Below are 18,543 nucleotides of genomic sequence, written 5' to 3' on the forward strand. Positions count from 1 at the left end.
GAAAAAATAGTAGGAGATAGATTCATCCATTGACGAGTCTATCCCCTACTATTTTTAAAGCCAATGTTTGATTTTATCATACCCGTGCCCAACATCGGTTAAAGCATGAGTGTCAGATCCATAAACAAGGGGAATCTCTAAGTCAGTTGCTTTTTCAGTTATCCACACCTGTGGATAAGTCTGTTGATAACCCTGTTTATAAAATCCTGCCGTGTTTAAATCTAAGCTGTATTTTTCCTGCTGTACCCGTGTTAAAAGGGTGTGGACAAGTTCTTTATTTTCGGAAGAATAGTCCGTAGATTCATCGAAGAAACGTTCGAATTTTTGACACAAAGAAATATGGCCTAAACGTGTAGGCTTAAAAGCGCCAAGATCTGCTTCTAAAGAGGCTAAAACCTTTAGATAGTAGCTTTTTTGAGCATTTTCAAAGCTACCTAAATAGTCCACAACACCAGTTTTATACTCCTCAAAAGAATAGTCAATACCGCGTAAACCACCGTCTCCTTCGAGAAAGTGTACCGATAAAATCCCATCATCTGTTTGAGGGCCATATTCGGCTAAAAAATCTTTCGTCCAACCCTCGAATTCTGAAAAATAATCCAATTCAAACCCAATGTGTATAATAATGTCCGAGGCATATTTTTTCCGCAAATACCCCATCCTTTTGAAATAGTTATCCACATCATTTAAAGCCATCGAAGCAGTTGTCCACACCACAGAATCTCCTGCTACATATTTCGCTATGCCGGTAGGTAAAGGAGCATGTTCTGTAATGCTGTATTCTTTAAAACCTAAACGAATGGCCTGTTGGATTAGAAGTTCAGTGTCCTCGACTTTTCCATGTGGACAAAATTCTGTGTGAGTATGACCGTCACGTTTCATAAGAAAACCTCCTTTATTGTTTATACGTTTTGTGTTTACTTATACCCAGTGTAGCAAAAGGATTTTAAATTGTATATCTGCAATTAAATATAAGTTTATCCAATTTTAATTTATTTTTATTAATAGATAAACAGGATCTTAGTATAAATAATTGTATTATTTGTAAAAACTACAATTCTTATTGATTTATTAAATATAATCTTTTAAACTAGTAGATGGGAAACTGATAAGGCATTAAAAGTAGGTAGGCTCTTCATATTCCAGTGTCTGTTGTCTGTTGCACTGGTTTGATATACGGAGGTGACTGCCTATGGTACAGATAAGCATTTTGTATCAATACAGCGAAATCCTTTTTAATTTTATTTTAGAGGGAAACTTTTTGCAGGAATAACAACTGGTATAGGTTCACTTTTAGCACAACTTCCTTTATGGCAAGTGTTTATCTTTACAATTTGGCCGTATTTAATTGCGGTTATTGTGTATTTTATCTTATGGGTCTTAGAAGAAAAGACTCATAAGAATAAGCGAGAATACAACAAAGAATTGTTAGGCATGAAGCAAGCACACGAGTTAGCAATGCTGAAAGCAAAAAAAAATACTCACATTAAGTGAGTATAGCTGAATCGATGATTTGCAAAGTCTGGAAAACGCGCAAATCATTTCAGTATAGAGTTTTGTACTGGGGAAATGAGGAGTCAGGCTACGTTTTTCTGCGTAGGAGCTTATCCTTTTCCTGAGACGTGATGTAGGAGTCACGTCTTTTTTAGTCTCAAAATATGAAAATAAATCTACTAACACATATTTTACAGTTTAAGCATACACATATTTGCTGAAAAATTCAAGTGTTTGAGGTTTTTTTACTGAAAACAGCGATTTTTTGTAGAAATTATGCAAGTTAGATACCTAAACACATTATTTTTTCTGCAACCTTGTTTTACTATTTCCGATACTGTCCATCACCATAGACAATATACTTTGTCGAAGTCAACTCAGCTAAGCCCATTGGTCCGCGCGCATGTAATTTTTGTGTGCTGATTCCGATTTCTGCACCAAAACCAAAAACAAATCCATCGGTAAATCGTGTAGAAGCATTAGCATAAACGGCTGCCGCATCAACTTGTTTTAAAAATTGTTGCGTAGCAAAATAATTATCACTAATAATACTTTCTGAATGTTTAGTATTGTAGCGATTGATATGGTGAATAGCTTCTTCTAACGAATCCACGACTTTTACGGCCAAAATGAAATCATTAAATTCAGTTTCCCAGTCTGTCTCTGTTGCTGGGATAGAACGCTCAAAAATGGCTAGTGCTCGTTCGTCAGCACGTAATTCCACCTTATATTCATTCAATGCTTTTTCAATAACAGGTAAGAAATCTGCTGCTACCTCTTGATGGATCAATAAGGTTTCTGCTGCATTACAAACAGAAGGACGTTGGCATTTTGCATTGACGATAATATTTGTTGCCATCTCTAATTGAGCGTCCTTATCGATATAGACATGACAATTACCAGTTCCTGTTTCAATGACAGGGACAGTTGCGGTTGTTAAAACAGTTTTGATTAAATTAGCTCCTCCACGAGGAATTAACACGTCTAGATAATCGTTTAATTTCATTAATTGTTGAGCTATTTCTCTAGAAGTATCGTCAACAAATTGAATCGCAAAAGGAGAAGCGTCTTTTTGTTTTAGCGCTTGTTGTAAAACTGTCACAAGGATTTGATTTGAGTGAAACGCTTCTTTGCCTCCTCGTAAAATAACCGCATTCCCGGTTTTGAAGCAAAGACTGGCTGCATCTGTCGTTACATTTGGGCGAGATTCATAAATGATCCCAATTACCCCTAAAGGAACACGTTGTTTACCAATCATCAGGCCATCTTCGTTTTTCCACATGTTATCCACTTCGCCGATTGGGTCAGGTAATGTGGCTACTTGTCGGATGCCTTCAGCCATCTCTTTGATCCGCTCATCGGTTAAGCGTAAGCGATCCATCATAGCTTCTGTAATGCCATTTTCTTTTGCTTGGGCTAAGTCTTTTTGATTTTCGGTTAAGATTGTTTTCGTGTTTTTTTCTAATTCAAAAGCCATATGCAGCAATAAATCGTTTTTGGTTTTAGTATCCATTAATCCCAGTTGATAGGCAGTTTCTTTTGCTTGTTTGCCTAAACGTATTAAATCAGTCATACAATGTGCCTCCTTCTTTTATTAAATAAATAATGTGCCGACCCTATCCCCAGCTAAAATATCAAAGATAATCTTTGGTTGTTTTCCATTTGCTAAAACCATGGCACTGTTATGTTCTAATACACGTTCAGCGGCTTTGAGTTTGCTATACATACCACCAGTTCCAAATCGGCTACCTTTGCCGCCTGCTAATTGTAATAGTTCATCATTGATTTCGTTGATTTCAGAGAATAGTGTGGCCTCTTTATTGGTATTTGGGTTATCAGAGAAGAAGCCATCGATATCTGATAGCATAATCAACGCTTCTGCTTGAATCAATTGTGTAACGATAGCTGACAGTTGATCGTTATCGCCAAATTTTGTTAAATGATCCAATTCATCAATAGCAACAGTGTCATTTTCGTTAACGACCGGAATGATACCCATTTTTAGGAGTTGTTCTATCGTGTTGGTTACGTTTTTACGACTTTCAGGGTACTCGATGACATCTCTAGTCAGTAGTAGTTGAGCGATTTGTTGGCTATACGTTAAAAATCGTTGATTATAAATATTCATCAATTCTGCTTGACCAACAGCCGCGACTGCTTGTTGCTCTGGGATGGTTGGCGGGCGTTTGTCCATCGCTAATTTATTTAAACCGACACCAATCGCGCCTGATGAGACTAAAATAATCTCTTTTCCTTGATTGCGTAGGTCAGCTAAAGTAAAGGCCAATTGGTCGATGGCGCTTAAATTGATATTTCCATTAGGGTAAATCAATGTACTTGTGCCAACTTTAATTACGATCCGTTTTGCATCTTTTAATTGTTTTCGCATGGTTATCCTCACTTATTAGCGGCGTATATAGAAGTGTATCGCTAGGTAAAACAAGCAGACATTCTTCTAGATGGCCATTTTCGTTTATTTGCAAGAAAGCTTGGACAAAAAATTCTGCTTTTGTCCAAGCTTAGATTTTTTATTCTTCTATTTTACAATGTTATACGTCATTTGTCTCTAAATCATGAATAAATAATCCACTTAACAATTTAGGTTCAAACCAAGTTGATTTTGGCGGCATGATTTTTCCAGCATCAGCGACGCGTAATAAATCATCCATGGTTGTTGGATAAACAGCAAAAGCGACAGTCCATTGTCCGCTATCTACTAAGTGTTCTAGCTCCTTCATTCCTCGAATGCCGCCGACAAAGTCGATCCGTTTATCTGTACGAACATCTTGAATGTCAAAAATATCAGCAAATACGTGATGTTGAAGTAAAGAGACATCTAAACCATCAACTGGGTCATTGGATAAAATGGATTCTTTAGCGGTCAAAGCAAACCATTGTCCGTCCAAGTACATACCGAAAGTTTTCGGTTGTGTTGGCTTGCCGTCTTCTACTTTTGAGAGAGTGAAGTTTTGTTCTAATTGCTCAAAAAAATCGTCTCCGATTGGTACATTTAACACACGATTATAGTCCAAAATTTCTAATTCTTCTTTAGGAAAAATCACGGATAAAAAGTAGTTGAATTCGGCTGAGTCAAAGGTTTCAGCTTGTTCTGCTTTTTTCTTTTGTCCTACTTTGACTGCTGATTCTGTTCGATGATGACCGTCTGCAATGTATAAGGCTGGCACGTCTTTTGCAAAAGTAGTGATGAATTGTTCAATGGTCTCATCTTGATCAATCAGCCATACTCGATGTGTGACTTCATGAAAACTAGTAAAATCATATACTGGATCATGGGTGTGTTTCCATTGATCCATTAAGGATTGAATTTGTTGATTTCGACGGTATGTTAGAAAAATCGGGCTAGTATTCGCATCGCATGTTTCGATATGACGGATACGGTCAATTTCTTTTTCTGGACGGGTAAATTCGTGTTTTTTGATTTTTCCTTCACTATAATCGGCAATAGATGTACAGGCCACAAGTCCAGTTTGGGCACGTCCGTTCATGATTAATTCGTAGAGATATAGATGGGGTTGTTCATCTTGAATCAACCATTGTTTTTGTAAAAATTCATGTAAATTACTAGCAGCTTTCTCATAGACTTGATCGTCATAAGGCGAAAGGGTTTCAGGTAAATCGATTTCTGCTTTATCGATGTGCAAGTAAGAATGCGGGTTATTTTCACCTAGTTCACGTGCTTCAGCAGAATTTAAGACATCGTAAGGCAAAGTTGCAACATTTTTGCTAACTTCTGCTGCTGGTCGAATACTTTTAAATGGATGGATCGTAACCATTAATAACTGACCCCCTCAGTATTTTTGATGGTCCGCACGCGGATAATATTTTCAGCTGCTTGAATTTTCTCGGCTGCTGCATTGATTTTTGCTTCATCGGTTTCAGCAATATCGACAATCGTATAGGCATAATCTTCACGGCTGCGGTTGATCATTGTATCGATATTGATCTCTAAATTAGCGATGCCAGTCGAAATTTGTCCTAACATATTGGGCACATTTCTATGAATAATCGTGAAACGGAAGGGCGAATTAAAGGCCATTTCAACTGTTGGGAAATTAACCGAGCGTTTGATATTTCCTGTTTCTAAGAATTTTTTCAGGGTGCGTGCGGCCATTTTTGCACAATTGATTTCGGCTTCTTCTGTTGAGGCGCCTAAGTGAGGAAGAACTAAGATTTTTTCATTGTGTAAAAGACGTTCATCAGCAAAATCAGTCACAAAATTACTGATCTCTCCTTCAGCAATCGCTTCAATTACAGCTTCGGTTTCGACCAATTCACCACGGGCAAAATTAAGTAAAACAGCGTTCTTTTTCATTTGTTTTAGTTGATCTTTACCAATCAAGTGATGAGTATTTTCAGATAGAGGAACATGAATAGTCACAAAATCACAGGTTTTTAGCACTTCTTCCATACTTTGCGCTCGCTTTACACGTCGTGAAATACTCCAAGCTGTATCAACAGAGACAAATGGATCAAATCCTGTGACTTCCATTCCTAAGCGATAGGCATCATTAGCAACCATTGCACCGATTGCACCAAGACCAATCACTCCAAGTTTTTTTCCTTCTAATTCAGTGCCGGCAAATTGTTTTTTCTGCGCTTCCGCTTGTTCTTCTGTATCAGCGCCAGTTAATGTTTGAACCCAATTTGCGCCTGTTAAAATGGGACGAACAGATAATAGTAAACATGCAATCACTAGTTCTTTGACAGCATTTGCATTGGCACCTGGAGTGTTAAAGACAACGATGCCGTCTTCAGTACATTGTTTCACTGGAACGTTATTCGTTCCAGCTCCAGCACGAGCAATCCCTAAGACAGAAGCTGGAAAGTCATGGTCATGGAGTTTTTCACTGCGCAAGATGATGCCGGCAGGCGTTTTTGTTTGGTTGATTGTAAAATTTTCTTCGTTAAAACGGGCTAAACCAGCAGGAGCGATGGCGTTGAATGTTTGAATATCATACATCTATTTTGTTCCTCCATTTTCCACTTCAAATTTTTTCATTAAATCCACTAAGGCGTCAACGCCGGCTTTTGGAAAGGCATTGTATAGGCTTGCACGCATGCCGCCAACAGAACGGTGTCCTTTTAAGTTTTCAAACCCTGCTGCTAAGGCTTCTTGATTAAATTTCTTATCCAGCTCATCATTTCCAGTAACAAAAGGAATATTATTGATTGAACGGTCTTTAGGATTTACGGGTGAAGAAAAGAGTGCAGATGCATCAATTTCATCGTATAAAATCGCTGCTTTTTCTTTATTTTGTTTTTCCATTTGAGTAACGCCGCCTTGTTCTTTAATCCATTCAAACACAAGTTTTGCCATATAGATACTGTAGGTTGGCGGTGTATTGTACATGGATCCATTTTTTGCGTGGATCTCATAATCCAACATCGCGCTCAAAACATCTGCCTGACCAATCAAATCATCGCGAACGATCACGACTGTCAGTCCAGCAGGGCCAATATTTTTTTGCGCACCTGCATAAATCAAGCCAAAATCAGCTACATTATAGTCGATTGATAAAATATTAGAAGACATGTCAGCAACGATTGGTACATCGCCTGTGTCTGGCAAGTCATAAATCGTGGTACCCTCAATCGTATTATTAGTTGTAATGTGGACATAAGCTGCATCTTGCGGGATATCTTCTTTGCGGATTTCGGGAATGTAAGTGAAATTATTGTCTTCACTTGAGGCAATCACTTGAACATCCACATTAGCGATTTTTTTCGCTTCACTGATGGCTTTTTTCGCCCATGAGCCAGTGTTGACGTACAAGGCTTTTTTATTTTGAGCTAGATTCAATGGAACCATGGTAAATTGCATACTAGCGCCACCTTGTAAAAAGAGCACTTTATAATTATCAGGAATATTCATCAATTCTCTGAGTAGGGTTTCTGCATTTTCAATAATTGTTTCAAAAAGGGAGGAACGATGACTCAACTCCATCACGGACATACCGCTGTTCTCGTAATTCACCAATTCGGATTGTGCTTTTTCCAATACACTTTTAGGTAAAACGGCGGGACCAGCTGAAAAATTGTAAACAGTTTTCATACATCTATCTCTCCTTTGATATGCTTTTTCATTCACTAGTGTACAGTAAATGTGAAAATCATTATAACAGAAAGCTTAGATTAAAAAAAGATTAAAAGTAAGTTTCGCAATTATTTTCACAGTATTTTTCAAGCTTCATTGAAAAATAAGAAAAAAAAACTAAAGAAGTGGGGTACCGATTTTTTTATCTTGACGCCACTGAGGCGCTTCTCCGTTTTCACTCCAATATTCTTCCAAGTTCGCTATCTTTTCTTCAATAAACGTGAAGTAGGAAATTGTATAAAATGATACGGAATAATCATTTAAATGGACAGTGGTCACAGATATAAAGTGATTGTTATCAATCTTATCAACTTTTTTGACAGAAGCCACCCAACTTCCTGGATAGTCACAATTTGCGATGAGATATTCAGCTTTAGTAAATCGTTCATTTGTATTGGGCCAAATTATTTCAGCATCTTCGTTGAAAAAGTCTGCAAGCTTTTCTTTATTTTGAGCCGCCACCTCATGCCAAAATAAGGAAATATATTTTGAGTAATCCATAACTAACCTTCTTTTCTATTTTTTAATAAAATGATTTTATCAAACATGTTCATAAATCGGTAAACATGTTCATATATGGCTGAAAGCGCTTCTTATCGCCGCTGTTTTCCACTATAATACGTCATGAAGAAACATCGGCCGAATCGTTCTTCTACTGTAGATTTTGAAGTGTATAACTCATTAATAATTCAAATTGGATCAAAACAGTACCAAAAAATAATTGAGGATAAAAATCTTGATGGGAGCTTGGAGAGTAAGTATTTGTACTAATAGAAAGCGTAGAAAGTTTGCTAATCGCAGAATGATTACTACCGACAAAGCAAATACTTTCCAACTCATTGATTTGAGCGATTTCTGCTAGTTCAAACATCCTACCAGTATTACCCGAATTACTGATGAAAATCAGTAATACGTCATCCTTGTGACTTTCTCTTAAAAATTCCAGATGACTATTAGAAGTAGCTCTAAATCCGTAAAGATTCAGGTATTCAGAAAAGTAATTCGCTAAATTTTGCGAAAATCCAGATCCTAATATCATGATGTTTTTATCTTGATATTTTTTCAAAAGTGTCAAAAAATTATCGCCGTTAGCTTTAATTACATCATGTTTTTCTAAACGTTCTTGGTTGAGATTGAATTCGCTAATGTAAAAAACAAGTTCACTATAGCCTGTGAAATTCATTTTTTTTGCCATATTGATGATTGTAGCCGTTGAAACATAGCTTTGCTTGGCGATTTCGCGAATACCTAAACTTTTTAATTCCTGGCGATGATCATTCATATACCGCAAAATTTGAATTTCCGTTTTATTCAATTGGTATTTTTCAGCAAGACTATCGATATTCATATGAATCACCCTTAAAATTATTTTAGTTAGGAGTATTATAACATGACAAAACAAGAATATATTAATGATCCCTGGGCAAGAGTTAAAACTAGAAATAACTTGAATGGTGATGAGGTTGTCTCCGCATTGCAAAAATCAATTCGCCGTGGAAATGAGCGTGCAGCTTGCGATTTTGCTTACGAAATGTATATCACGTCTCCGCAATTTGAGGAAAAATTATGGCGTAGATTGCTGGCAATTTCAGTAGAAGACATTGGCATGGGGAATGACCAAGCTGCTATCATGGTCAACAACTTAAATCAAATGCGCAAAGAATTCCAATACAATGAGTCAGATCGAGCAATGTTCTTTTTCCATGCGATTCGTTATTTATGTCAATCTGAAAAAGATCGTTCCTCTGATCTATTAAAAAACATTGTGATTAAAAGCTTTGCGATGGGGCATGTGCCAGAAATCCCTGATATTGCTTTAGATAAACATACTACTCGAGGCAAGGAAATGGGGCGCGACTCAAAACATTTCTTGAATGAAGCCAGTGTGGTGATTCCCCAAGCAAACGTGACAAATAACTATAAAGAAGAATATGAAAAAATCATTGAACAGTACGATCCAAACGATGTTGTTGAATCAACGTTTGAATTTAATTCTTGGCAAGTATAAGGAGGCACTTTTGATGACTAAATCGGTGAGTGAAGAAGGATCTATTGTTAATCGATTGAATGCTGCTTTAAGCCCATTTGCCAATAAAATTGGTAATCAGCGGCACCTGAAAGCTGTTTCTACAGGAATGATGTTTGGTTTGCCGTTTATTGTGATTGGCTCATTTTTCTTAATTTTTGCTAATCCTCCAATCAACGTTGAGCAATATGATCCAAGTCGCGCAGGAATGTTTATGAAGTTTTTAGCAGCGTGGAAAGAGTTTGCTGTTGCCAATTATGATGCTATTACAGCACCTTATAATTTGACGATGGGAATCATTGGTTTAATCAGTGTTTTTGGGATTGCGTATTCATTGTCAAATGAGTATAAATTAAATGCGGCTATGAATGGCATGGTTAGTATGGTAACGTACTTATTGGTTTGTACCCCTGTTACAGAAGGGAAAATTACGTTAACCTATTTAGGGACAAATGGTCTATTTGTGGCAATTATTTTAGGATTGTTGGTTGTTGAAGTCAGTCGCTTTTTTGAAGTGAAAAATATTAAGATTTCATTGCCAGAAACAGTACCGCCAATGGTTGTAACATTTATTAACACGTTAATTCCTTTACTGACAAATATTGTTCTTTTCTATGGATTGAATTTACTTTTTTTAGGGCTGATGAATCAATCGTTTCCTGATACAATTATGTCTGTGCTGACACCTGCTGTGAATATTGCGGGGAGTTTGGGCGGTTTATTATTGATCGTCACATTAGGGAATGTTCTTTGGTTGTTTGGGATTAATGGGTCTTCGATCATTTTTCCGATTGTTTTTACGTTAGGCGTAGCACAGACTGGATTAAATGCAGAACAAGTAGCAAATGGAGAAGCAATGACTCATTTGATGAACTTGCAGATGTTTCGGATTTCAGTTTTAGGTGGTGCTGGAAATACATTAGGATTAGTGATTTTAATGGTGTTTAGCAAAGTACCGCAATATCGAACAATTGGGAAATTGTCGTTTATTCCAGGTATTTGTTCGATTAACGAACCTGTAATATTTGGTTTGCCGATTGTCTTTAATCCGATTTTGGGTATTCCCTTTTTGATTATGCCGGTTATTTCTCTACTTTTAACCTATTTTGCACAAAAAATTGGATTGATTTCTTTAGGATTTATCATTGATCCGTCCTTTACGCCATTTTTTGCTCAAGCTTATTTGGCTACAATGGATTGGAGGAATATTGCTTTTTATATTCTTTTAGTGGTTTTAAGCATTGTTGTCTATTATCCGTTCTTTAAAGTATTTGAAAAAAATCAAACGAAATTGGTGGATGAAGTACTTTAGAGGGAACAAAAGGTTATTTTTTAACTAAATATCATAAAAAGAAACGTCTATTGCGTAGTTTATGTTATAGGCGTTTTTTTTATTGGTGATTAATTTCACTTTTTCCTCTAACGTGGTAGACTACCAACATAACAAGCTATTTTAAAGGAGAGTAACCAATGTCTAAGTTAAAAGAATTTGCGCGGAATTTTCTGCAAGTTACGCCATTTATTTTATCAAATACAGTTATTTTTATTCCTTATTTTTTATTTTTAAATTTAAGTGATGGGACAACGGTGGAGAAAGTTTTACCCTTTGTGCTTTTTTATACGTTTCGGATGACGGGAATTTTTTTGTTAAAGAGTTTTAAGTTAGCCTTGTCGAGCTTTAATGTGTTGATTATTTCTATTTTATTAGGCGGAATGGGCTGTTTATTTGGGATAATGGGTCAATTTTATTTTCCAGCCTATCTTTTTTCGGCTGTTTTACTAGGACTTAGTGCATCGTGGCTTCCTGCGGCAAATACAACAGTCAATTATCATGAAAAACGCCAAGGATATTCTGCTATCACTGGAAAATATCTATTTATTTTGTTGATTTTAGGTGGCGTCATTGCTTCTTTGATGATGACTAAAGAGTGGCGGCTACCTTTTGTTTTAGGCGAATATGTGTTGTTGTATGCGGCAGCGTATCATACGGTGACTCATTATCCTGACTATGAGATTGATTTTAATGAAGTTGATCGCAAAGTTATTTCGGTGAAAGAGTTCTTTTTGTTTTTAGCATTTTTTATTTTGCTATTGTTTATCCGTTCTGCACGTTTATTGTTTGACTCTCAATTGTTGGATATTGGGATTATTGGGTTTTCCGCATTATTTGTGATAGTTGCTTGGTTTTTAAATCGTCAAATGAAAAGCTGGAAACTTTCTTTGTGGTTGAATCTGCTCACATTTGCTAATGGAATGTGTATGAATTTTTTACTGCTTTTTGGCACATTTTATGTTGCGCTACGTTTAGGAACAGAGCGCCTGACTATTAATCTGTATGTACCTTATCTATTAGGAATGATTTGTTCGGCTTTGTTTATGAAATTATTGTATCGTTTTTTTCCGAAAGTGGATGATCGAATCCTTCATATCGGCGGGTTTATTGTATCATTGATTTTCCTATTATTCCGCCCTCTTTTTCCAGTAGGAATCTTTCTTTTAAGTTGTTGTATCAGTGCAACGGGGAATTTTTTAAACAGAACGTACTATTTAGAGTCTTCTTTACCGCAAGATCAGCGGATTATTACCAAATATAGTACGCAAACAAAAGGCAGTGTTACTCACCAGTTCTTATTGATGAGTATCCTATGGTTATTAGCCAAACAGGCACAATTACCTGTTAAAACTGTATTGCAGATCACCGCTCATAAAACAGCCAATTTAGGTGCGATTCAGTTAGTGGAAGAGGTTCATTTAATCAGTGTGTTAGGGTTGATTACTTTCTTTTTCGTTATTTTTTATAAAGTAGTAAAAGAACAACAAAAATAATTGAGACACAAACCAAATAAAATGATGTGAAAACACTAAAAAAGCACAATAGAATCTTAAAGATATTATAAAACTAAACTAGGAATGAACAGAGTATGTTAAAATAGAAATAGTTTACAAGTAGAGGAGATTTTTGATGAAACAACGAGGATTTGAAGTCATTTCTGATTATTTAGACCAAGGAATTACCATTCCACAACGTGCGACAAAAGGAGCTGCGGGGTATGATTTTGAAGCTGCTGAAACGGTCGTAGTGCCGAGTATTTGGCAGTTACAAGCCAATGGAGTTCAACCAAAACCAGTGTTAGTCAAAACAGGGATCAAAGCGTATATGGCTGATGGTGAGTATTTAGAATTAGTGAGCCGTTCATCGAATCCGTTGAAACGTTTTTTAATGTTAGCCAATGGTGTCGGTGTGATTGATAGTGATTATTATAATAACGAAGGCAATGAAGGACATATCATGTTCCAGTTTTTGAATTTTGGTTACGAAGACATGGTGATTGAAAAAGGTGAACGCATCGGACAAGGTATTTTTAAACCTTTTCTTTTAGCTGATGTTGATAGTGTGGAAAGTGAAAGAACAGGCGGATTTGGCTCTTCTGGTAAAAAATAGGTAGAATCGACGATAAAACAGCTTTTTGAAAGGCTGTTTTTAGTCTAAGATACTTAAAATATGATAAAATAAAAGTAATACATTGAAACGAGGGGATGGACCCATGGCTAAAAAAGCCAAAGTTCAATTTGAATGTCAAACTTGCGGGTATATTTCCCCAAAATATTTAGGTCGCTGCCCAAATTGTGGTCAATGGAACACGATGACAGAAGAAGTCATCCAAGATACCTCTGATCGTCGTGTTAGAGTCAGCTTGACTGGTAAAAAGACACAGCCGCAGCGTTTAGCTGAAGTCATTCCTAAAAAAGAACCTAGAGTACAAACGAAGCTAGTAGAATTGAATCGTGTTTTAGGTGGGGGTGTGGTACCAGGTTCGTTAGTATTGATTGGTGGCGACCCTGGAATTGGTAAATCAACCTTACTTTTACAAGTTTCTCAGCAACTTGCTGAGATTGGTGGAAAGGTTCTTTATGTTTCAGGAGAAGAAAGCGCAGAACAAATCAAAATGCGTGCAGAGCGACTAAGTTCTATTGATACGGAATTTTATTTATATGCTGAAACGGATATGAATGAGATTTCCAGAGCGATCGAAAAATTAGAGCCTGATTATGTGATTATTGATTCCATCCAAACGATGACACAACCTGATGTTACTAGTGTTGCCGGTAGCGTTAGTCAAGTTCGTGAGACAACCGCAGAGCTATTAAAGATTGCTAAAACAAATGGCATTGCGATTTTTATCGTTGGTCATGTGACAAAAGAAGGATCTATCGCAGGACCTAGGATGTTAGAGCATATGGTGGACACGGTGTTGTATTTTGAAGGAGATAAACATCATACATTCAGAATATTAAGAGCAGTAAAAAACCGTTTTGGCTCGACGAATGAGATTGGGATTTTTGAAATGCGTGAACATGGATTGGAAGAAGTAGCAAATCCGTCTCAAGTATTTTTGGAAGAGCGTTTGGCAGATGCTACGGGTTCTGCAATTGTGGTTGCAATGGAAGGAACACGTCCGATTTTAGTTGAGGTGCAAGCATTGGTCACACCGACAATGTTTGGTAATGCAAAACGAACAACAACAGGGTTGGATTTTAATCGGGTATCCCTGATTATGGCCGTGTTAGAAAAACGTGCGGGTTTATTATTACAAAATCAAGATGCGTATTTGAAAGCAGCTGGTGGAGTGAAGATTAATGAACCAGCTATTGATTTAGCAGTAGCCGTAAGCATTGCTTCTAGTTATAAAGAAAAGGGCACAAAGCCGACAGAATGTTTTATTGGCGAAATTGGTTTGACTGGTGAAATCCGTCGTGTGAACAGTATCGAACAACGGGTGAGAGAAGCGCAAAAATTAGGTTTTACTAAGATTTATTTGCCTAAGAATAATTTAGGCGGTTGGACACCACCAGAAGGAATCGAGATTGTGGGCGTTGCAACGATTGGAGAAACATTAAGAAAAGTATTCAAATAAGCTGAAAGTAAGAGATCGGCATATATGCATGTGATCGGTCTCGACTTTCATGTTTTAATAGTAAGTAAGATTATATTGGAGGTTGAATCTATGCAAAAACGTGTCATCACATTTCTGATGATCGTTGTTGGCGCAAGTTTAGGTATATCTTTGTTACCGATGGCTTGGGAAATGGCGAAACAAGCAGATAATACATGGCTGAATAATAACTTTACTAACAGTTTGATTGGTGCACTTATTTTCTTTATTTTATCTTTAGGGTTAGCAAAGTATATTGTTTCAGGTGTGAAAAAAATAGAAGCAGCATTAAACGAAATGAGTTTGACGTATCTATTATTTGGTAGTGTGGGAGCGATCCTGGGTTTAGTTATCGGAGTGATTATCTCCATTCCTATGTATAATTTGAATATTCCCTTTGTAAACAGCGTATTGCCGATTTTAGTGATGATTATTTTCGGTTATCTTGGGTTTCGGATGGGGACAACTCGAATTGATGAATGGCGTAAAATTTTTACCCCTAAACAAAAAAAGATTTCTACAGAAACTGAAGGTGAAGTCTTAGAACGTAAAGTAGAGGATCACTTTCATAAATATAAAATTCTAGATACAAGTGTGATTATTGATGGTAGAATCTACGATATTGCCAAGTCGGGTTTTTTAGAAGGTGTTATTTTAATCCCCAATTTTGTGTTATATGAATTGCAATATATTGCTGATTCAGGGGACAGTTTAAAGCGTGTACGTGGGCGTCGAGGTTTGGATATTTTAAATGCCTTACAAAAAGAAGACGGTATTTCTGTCGAGATGTATGATGGTGATTTTGAGGACATTTCTGAAGTAGACAGCAAGTTGATTAAACTAGCGAAATTATTAGATGGCGTTGTGGTGACGAATGACTACAATTTGAATAAAGTCTCAGAATTTCAAAATGTCCCTGTTTTAAATATCAATGCTTTAGCGAATGCAGTGAAACCGGTCGTGATTCCAGGAGAAACCATGAATGTAATGGTAGTCAAAGCTGGAACAGAGCGTCAACAAGGTGTAGCTTATCTGGACGATGGCACAATGGTCGTTGTTGAAGACGGTCAGCATTATATGAATGAACATATTCAAGTGGTGGTTACTAGTGCGCTGCAAACGGCAGCAGGACGAATGATTTTTGCTAAACCTGCTCACTCTGGGCGCGGTATTGATGACAGCAAAGAAGATAGTAAAGCTCATGAGAAAAGCTAAACAGAGAAATACAGCACTGGATTATGAAGTTGTTTTGCTAGCAGCAGGACAAGGAAAACGAATGGGGGCAGCGCGCAATAAAATATTGCTGAACTTGATTGGTAAGCCGGTAATTGCCTATTCGTTAAGTACCTTTTTAAATGATCCAGCGTGCAAGCATATTGTTTTAGTCACCCAAGAAGATGAGCGAGAATTATTGAACACCATGGTCAAAAAAGAAACAAAAAGAAAAGACACGCCTGTAACGATTGTATCCGGTGGAAGTGAGCGCCAATATAGTGTTTATAATGGATTGAACGCAATGTATGACTCAAAAAATATTGTGATGATCCATGACGGTGCAAGACCGTTTGTAACATTAGCTCAATTAAAGTTGCTACATCGTAAAGTACAAGAAACAAGAGCTGCAATTTTAGGCGTTCCTGTCAAAGATACCATCAAAAGAGTGGTTGACGGAATTGTAGAAGAAACCGTTCCACGTGAAACATTATGGCAGATTCAAACGCCACAAGCCTTTTATGGAGAAGATTTGCTAGCGGTACATGAGTATGCACGGCAAGAAGATTATTTAGGGACTGACGATGCGTCACTGATTGAAAAATATAGTCAATTGCCCATATCAATGGTGTTAGGAAGTTATGAAAATATCAAACTGACCACACCAGAAGATATGTTGATCGGTGAAGCAATCGTGAAACGAAAAAGAAGTTAGGTGAAAAATATGATACGAATCGGACAAGGTTTTGATGTTCATCAATTAGTAGAAGGTCGCCCATTGATTATTGGAGGAGTGGAACTTCCTTTTGAAAAAGGGTTATTAGGACATTCAGATGCAGATGTTTTATTACACGCAATTACGGATGCAATTTTAGGAGCTGCTGGATTAGGCGATATTGGGCACTTATTTCCTGACACAGATCCAGCGTTCAAGGATGCTAATTCGATTAAATTACTCTATGAAGCAACTCAAAAAGTTTTGGCTACTGGCTTTACTATTGGCAATATTGATTGTACAATTCTAGCAGAACAACCAAAAATGAAACCTTATTTAGAGCAAATGAAAGAAAATATCGCCCAAGCTTGTCAAATTGAGACAAATCAAATCAATTTAAAAGCAACAACGATGGAAAAAATGGGGTTTATTGGTCAAGAAGAAGGAATGGGAGCGATCGCGGTCGCTTTACTTGATAAATAGAAAGAGGAATGCACAATGACAAAAGTACGTGTACGTTACGCACCAAGTCCAACTGGACATTTACACATTGGAAATGCCAGAACGGCTTTATTTAACTACTTATTCGCCCGTCACAATGATGGCGAATTTATTATCAGGATTGAAGATACAGATCAAAAAAGAAATATCGAAGATGGCGAAAAAAGCCAATTAGAAAATTTAGCTTGGTTAGGGATGGATTGGGATGAATCCCCTGAAAAACCAGGTGAATACGGTCCTTATCGTCAATCAGAGCGTGGCGAAATCTATCAACCATTAATTGATCAATTGTTGGTAAGTAATCGTGCGTATAAATGTTATTGTACGGAAGAAGAATTGGAAGCAGAAAGAGAAGCACAACGTGCCCGTGGCGAAATGCCCCATTACTCTGGGAAATGTGCAGCATTGACTCCTTCTGAACAAGCAGCAAAAGAAGCTCAAGGTCTGGAACCTGTTATTCGTTTCCGCGTACCGAGAAATACGTCGTATACATTTGATGATATTGTCAAAGGCGAAATCGTTTTTGAATCGGATAATATCGGCGGCGATTTTGTCATTCAAAAACGTGATGGTATGCCAACTTATAATTTTGCGGTAGCAGTTGATGATCATATGATGAAAATTACTCATGTATTACGTGGAGATGATCATATTGCGAATACACCAAAACAATTGATGGTGTATGAAGCATTTGGCTGGAAAGCACCTGAATTTGGACATATGACGTTGATTATCAATTCTGAAACAGGTAAAAAATTAAGTAAACGTGACGAATCAATTTTACAGTTTATTGAACAATATCGTGAACTTGGCTATTTGCCGGAAGCGATGTTTAATTTTACAGCTTTATTGGGTTGGTCACCAGTCGGAGAAGAAGAAATATTCTCACAAGAAGAACTGATTAAAATCTTTGATCCTGAGCGTTTGAGTAAATCACCAGCAGCATTTGATGGAAAAAAACTTGAATGGGTCAATAACCAATATATGAAACAACTTGATTTGGATGTATTAACGGACATGTGTCTTCCATATCTAGTTGCAGATGAACGTGTCGAAGCCACACCGAGTGCAGAAAAACTTGAATGGTTGAAAAAAGTTGTAAGTTTATATCAACCACAAATGAGTTATGCTGCTGAAATCGTTGGTTTATCTGAGTTGTTCTTTAATGAACATCCGGTTTTAGACGATGCAGCTAAAGAAGTTTTAGCGGGTGAAACAGTTCCGACCGTCTTAGTAGCTTTCAAAGCCCAATTAGAAGCAATGGATGTTGTGGATGTTCCAAGCATCAAAGCAGGAATCAAAGCTGTTCAAAAAGAAACAGGTGTTAAAGGCAAAAACTTATTTATGCCAATCCGCGTAGCTGTTTCAGGACAAATGCATGGACCTGAATTAGGCGATACAATCGAATTATTAGGGAAAGAAAAAGCTTTAGAACATTTGAATAACGTATTATAATAAAAAATATATCGAGAAGAAGAAGTAAAAAAGCGCTTGTCTTTAGAGAGACTGTGGGTGGTGAAAACAGTTGGCAATACTTTTTGAAATG

Annotated in this window: 17 protein-coding genes and 1 other annotated feature (1 of these 18 running past the window's edge); of the genes, 9 read left to right on the plus strand and 8 right to left on the minus strand. The window is 37.0% G+C overall.

What is annotated here, in order from left to right:
• Positions 1-54: 54 nt before the first annotated feature.
• From hisJ to A5880_RS08205, 8 genes are all read right to left on the minus strand, one after another.
• The gene (hisJ, locus tag A5880_RS08170) at positions 55-882 is read right to left on the minus strand and encodes a histidinol-phosphatase HisJ (RefSeq protein ID WP_086330485.1); all 828 of its coding nucleotides are present in this window, start codon (positions 880-882) and stop codon (positions 55-57) included.
• A 937-nt stretch (positions 883-1,819) separates the two neighbouring features.
• Positions 1,820-3,067, minus strand: a complete 1,248-nt coding sequence (locus tag A5880_RS08175; RefSeq protein ID WP_086330486.1) for a glutamate-5-semialdehyde dehydrogenase — start codon at positions 3,065-3,067, stop codon at positions 1,820-1,822.
• Positions 3,068-3,088: 21 nt separating this feature from the next.
• Positions 3,089-3,883 (minus strand): glutamate 5-kinase, encoded by a 795-nt coding sequence (proB, locus tag A5880_RS08180; RefSeq protein WP_086330487.1) that lies wholly within the window; start codon positions 3,881-3,883, stop codon positions 3,089-3,091.
• Positions 3,884-4,043: 160 nt separating this feature from the next.
• Positions 4,044-5,288 (minus strand): DUF1015 domain-containing protein, encoded by a 1,245-nt coding sequence (locus A5880_RS08185; RefSeq protein ID WP_086330488.1) that lies wholly within the window; start codon positions 5,286-5,288, stop codon positions 4,044-4,046.
• A complete protein-coding gene (locus tag A5880_RS08190; RefSeq protein ID WP_086330489.1) occupies positions 5,288-6,475 on the minus strand; it encodes a phosphoglycerate dehydrogenase in 1,188 nt (395 codons plus the stop codon). Before A5880_RS08190 ends, A5880_RS08185 begins: the two co-directional genes overlap by 1 nt.
• Complete coding sequence (serC, locus tag A5880_RS08195; RefSeq protein WP_086330490.1) at positions 6,476-7,567, minus strand: 3-phosphoserine/phosphohydroxythreonine transaminase; 1,092 nt, start codon at positions 7,565-7,567, stop codon at positions 6,476-6,478.
• Between the two features lie 159 nt (positions 7,568-7,726).
• A complete protein-coding gene (locus A5880_RS08200) occupies positions 7,727-8,110 on the minus strand; it encodes a hypothetical protein (protein WP_086330491.1) in 384 nt (127 codons plus the stop codon).
• Between the two features lie 151 nt (positions 8,111-8,261).
• A complete protein-coding gene (locus tag A5880_RS08205; protein WP_086330492.1) occupies positions 8,262-8,957 on the minus strand; it encodes a MurR/RpiR family transcriptional regulator in 696 nt (231 codons plus the stop codon).
• A gap of 42 nt (positions 8,958-8,999) precedes the next feature.
• Here A5880_RS08205 and A5880_RS08210 point away from each other — a divergent pair, with 42 nt between their 5' ends.
• The 9 genes from A5880_RS08210 (at position 9,000) to gltX (ending at position 18,452) form a co-directional block, all read left to right on the plus strand.
• Entirely contained in the window at positions 9,000-9,617 is a 618-nt protein-coding gene (locus A5880_RS08210) for an AAA family ATPase (RefSeq protein WP_086330493.1), read from the plus strand.
• A 13-nt stretch (positions 9,618-9,630) separates the two neighbouring features.
• The gene (locus A5880_RS08215) at positions 9,631-10,947 is read left to right on the plus strand and encodes a PTS sugar transporter subunit IIC (protein WP_086330494.1); all 1,317 of its coding nucleotides are present in this window, start codon (positions 9,631-9,633) and stop codon (positions 10,945-10,947) included.
• Between the two features lie 158 nt (positions 10,948-11,105).
• A complete protein-coding gene (locus A5880_RS08220) occupies positions 11,106-12,461 on the plus strand; it encodes a hypothetical protein (RefSeq protein WP_086330495.1) in 1,356 nt (451 codons plus the stop codon).
• Between the two features lie 136 nt (positions 12,462-12,597).
• Complete coding sequence (locus A5880_RS08225; RefSeq protein WP_086330496.1) at positions 12,598-13,077, plus strand: dCTP deaminase/dUTPase family protein; 480 nt, start codon at positions 12,598-12,600, stop codon at positions 13,075-13,077.
• Positions 13,078-13,180: 103 nt separating this feature from the next.
• Complete coding sequence (gene radA / locus A5880_RS08230; RefSeq protein WP_086330497.1) at positions 13,181-14,551, plus strand: DNA repair protein RadA; 1,371 nt, start codon at positions 13,181-13,183, stop codon at positions 14,549-14,551.
• 90 nt (positions 14,552-14,641) lie between these two features.
• Positions 14,642-15,784 (plus strand): PIN/TRAM domain-containing protein, encoded by a 1,143-nt coding sequence (locus tag A5880_RS08235; RefSeq protein ID WP_086330498.1) that lies wholly within the window; start codon positions 14,642-14,644, stop codon positions 15,782-15,784.
• Positions 15,771-16,496: a 2-C-methyl-D-erythritol 4-phosphate cytidylyltransferase gene (gene ispD, locus A5880_RS08240; protein WP_086330499.1), complete on the plus strand. Its 726-nt coding sequence runs from the start codon at positions 15,771-15,773 to the stop codon at positions 16,494-16,496. Before A5880_RS08235 ends, ispD begins: the two co-directional genes overlap by 14 nt.
• Before the next feature lie 9 nt (positions 16,497-16,505).
• Positions 16,506-16,979 (plus strand): 2-C-methyl-D-erythritol 2,4-cyclodiphosphate synthase, encoded by a 474-nt coding sequence (gene ispF, locus A5880_RS08245; RefSeq protein WP_086330500.1) that lies wholly within the window; start codon positions 16,506-16,508, stop codon positions 16,977-16,979.
• A 15-nt stretch (positions 16,980-16,994) separates the two neighbouring features.
• A complete protein-coding gene (gene gltX, locus A5880_RS08250) occupies positions 16,995-18,452 on the plus strand; it encodes a glutamate--tRNA ligase (protein ID WP_086330501.1) in 1,458 nt (485 codons plus the stop codon).
• Between the two features lie 2 nt (positions 18,453-18,454).
• Positions 18,455-18,543, plus strand: a binding site (T-box leader) (it continues 119 nt past the right edge of the window).

This window comes from Enterococcus sp. 4G2_DIV0659 (assembly GCF_002140715.2).
Classification (GTDB): domain Bacteria; phylum Bacillota; class Bacilli; order Lactobacillales; family Enterococcaceae; genus Enterococcus_L; species Enterococcus_L mansonii.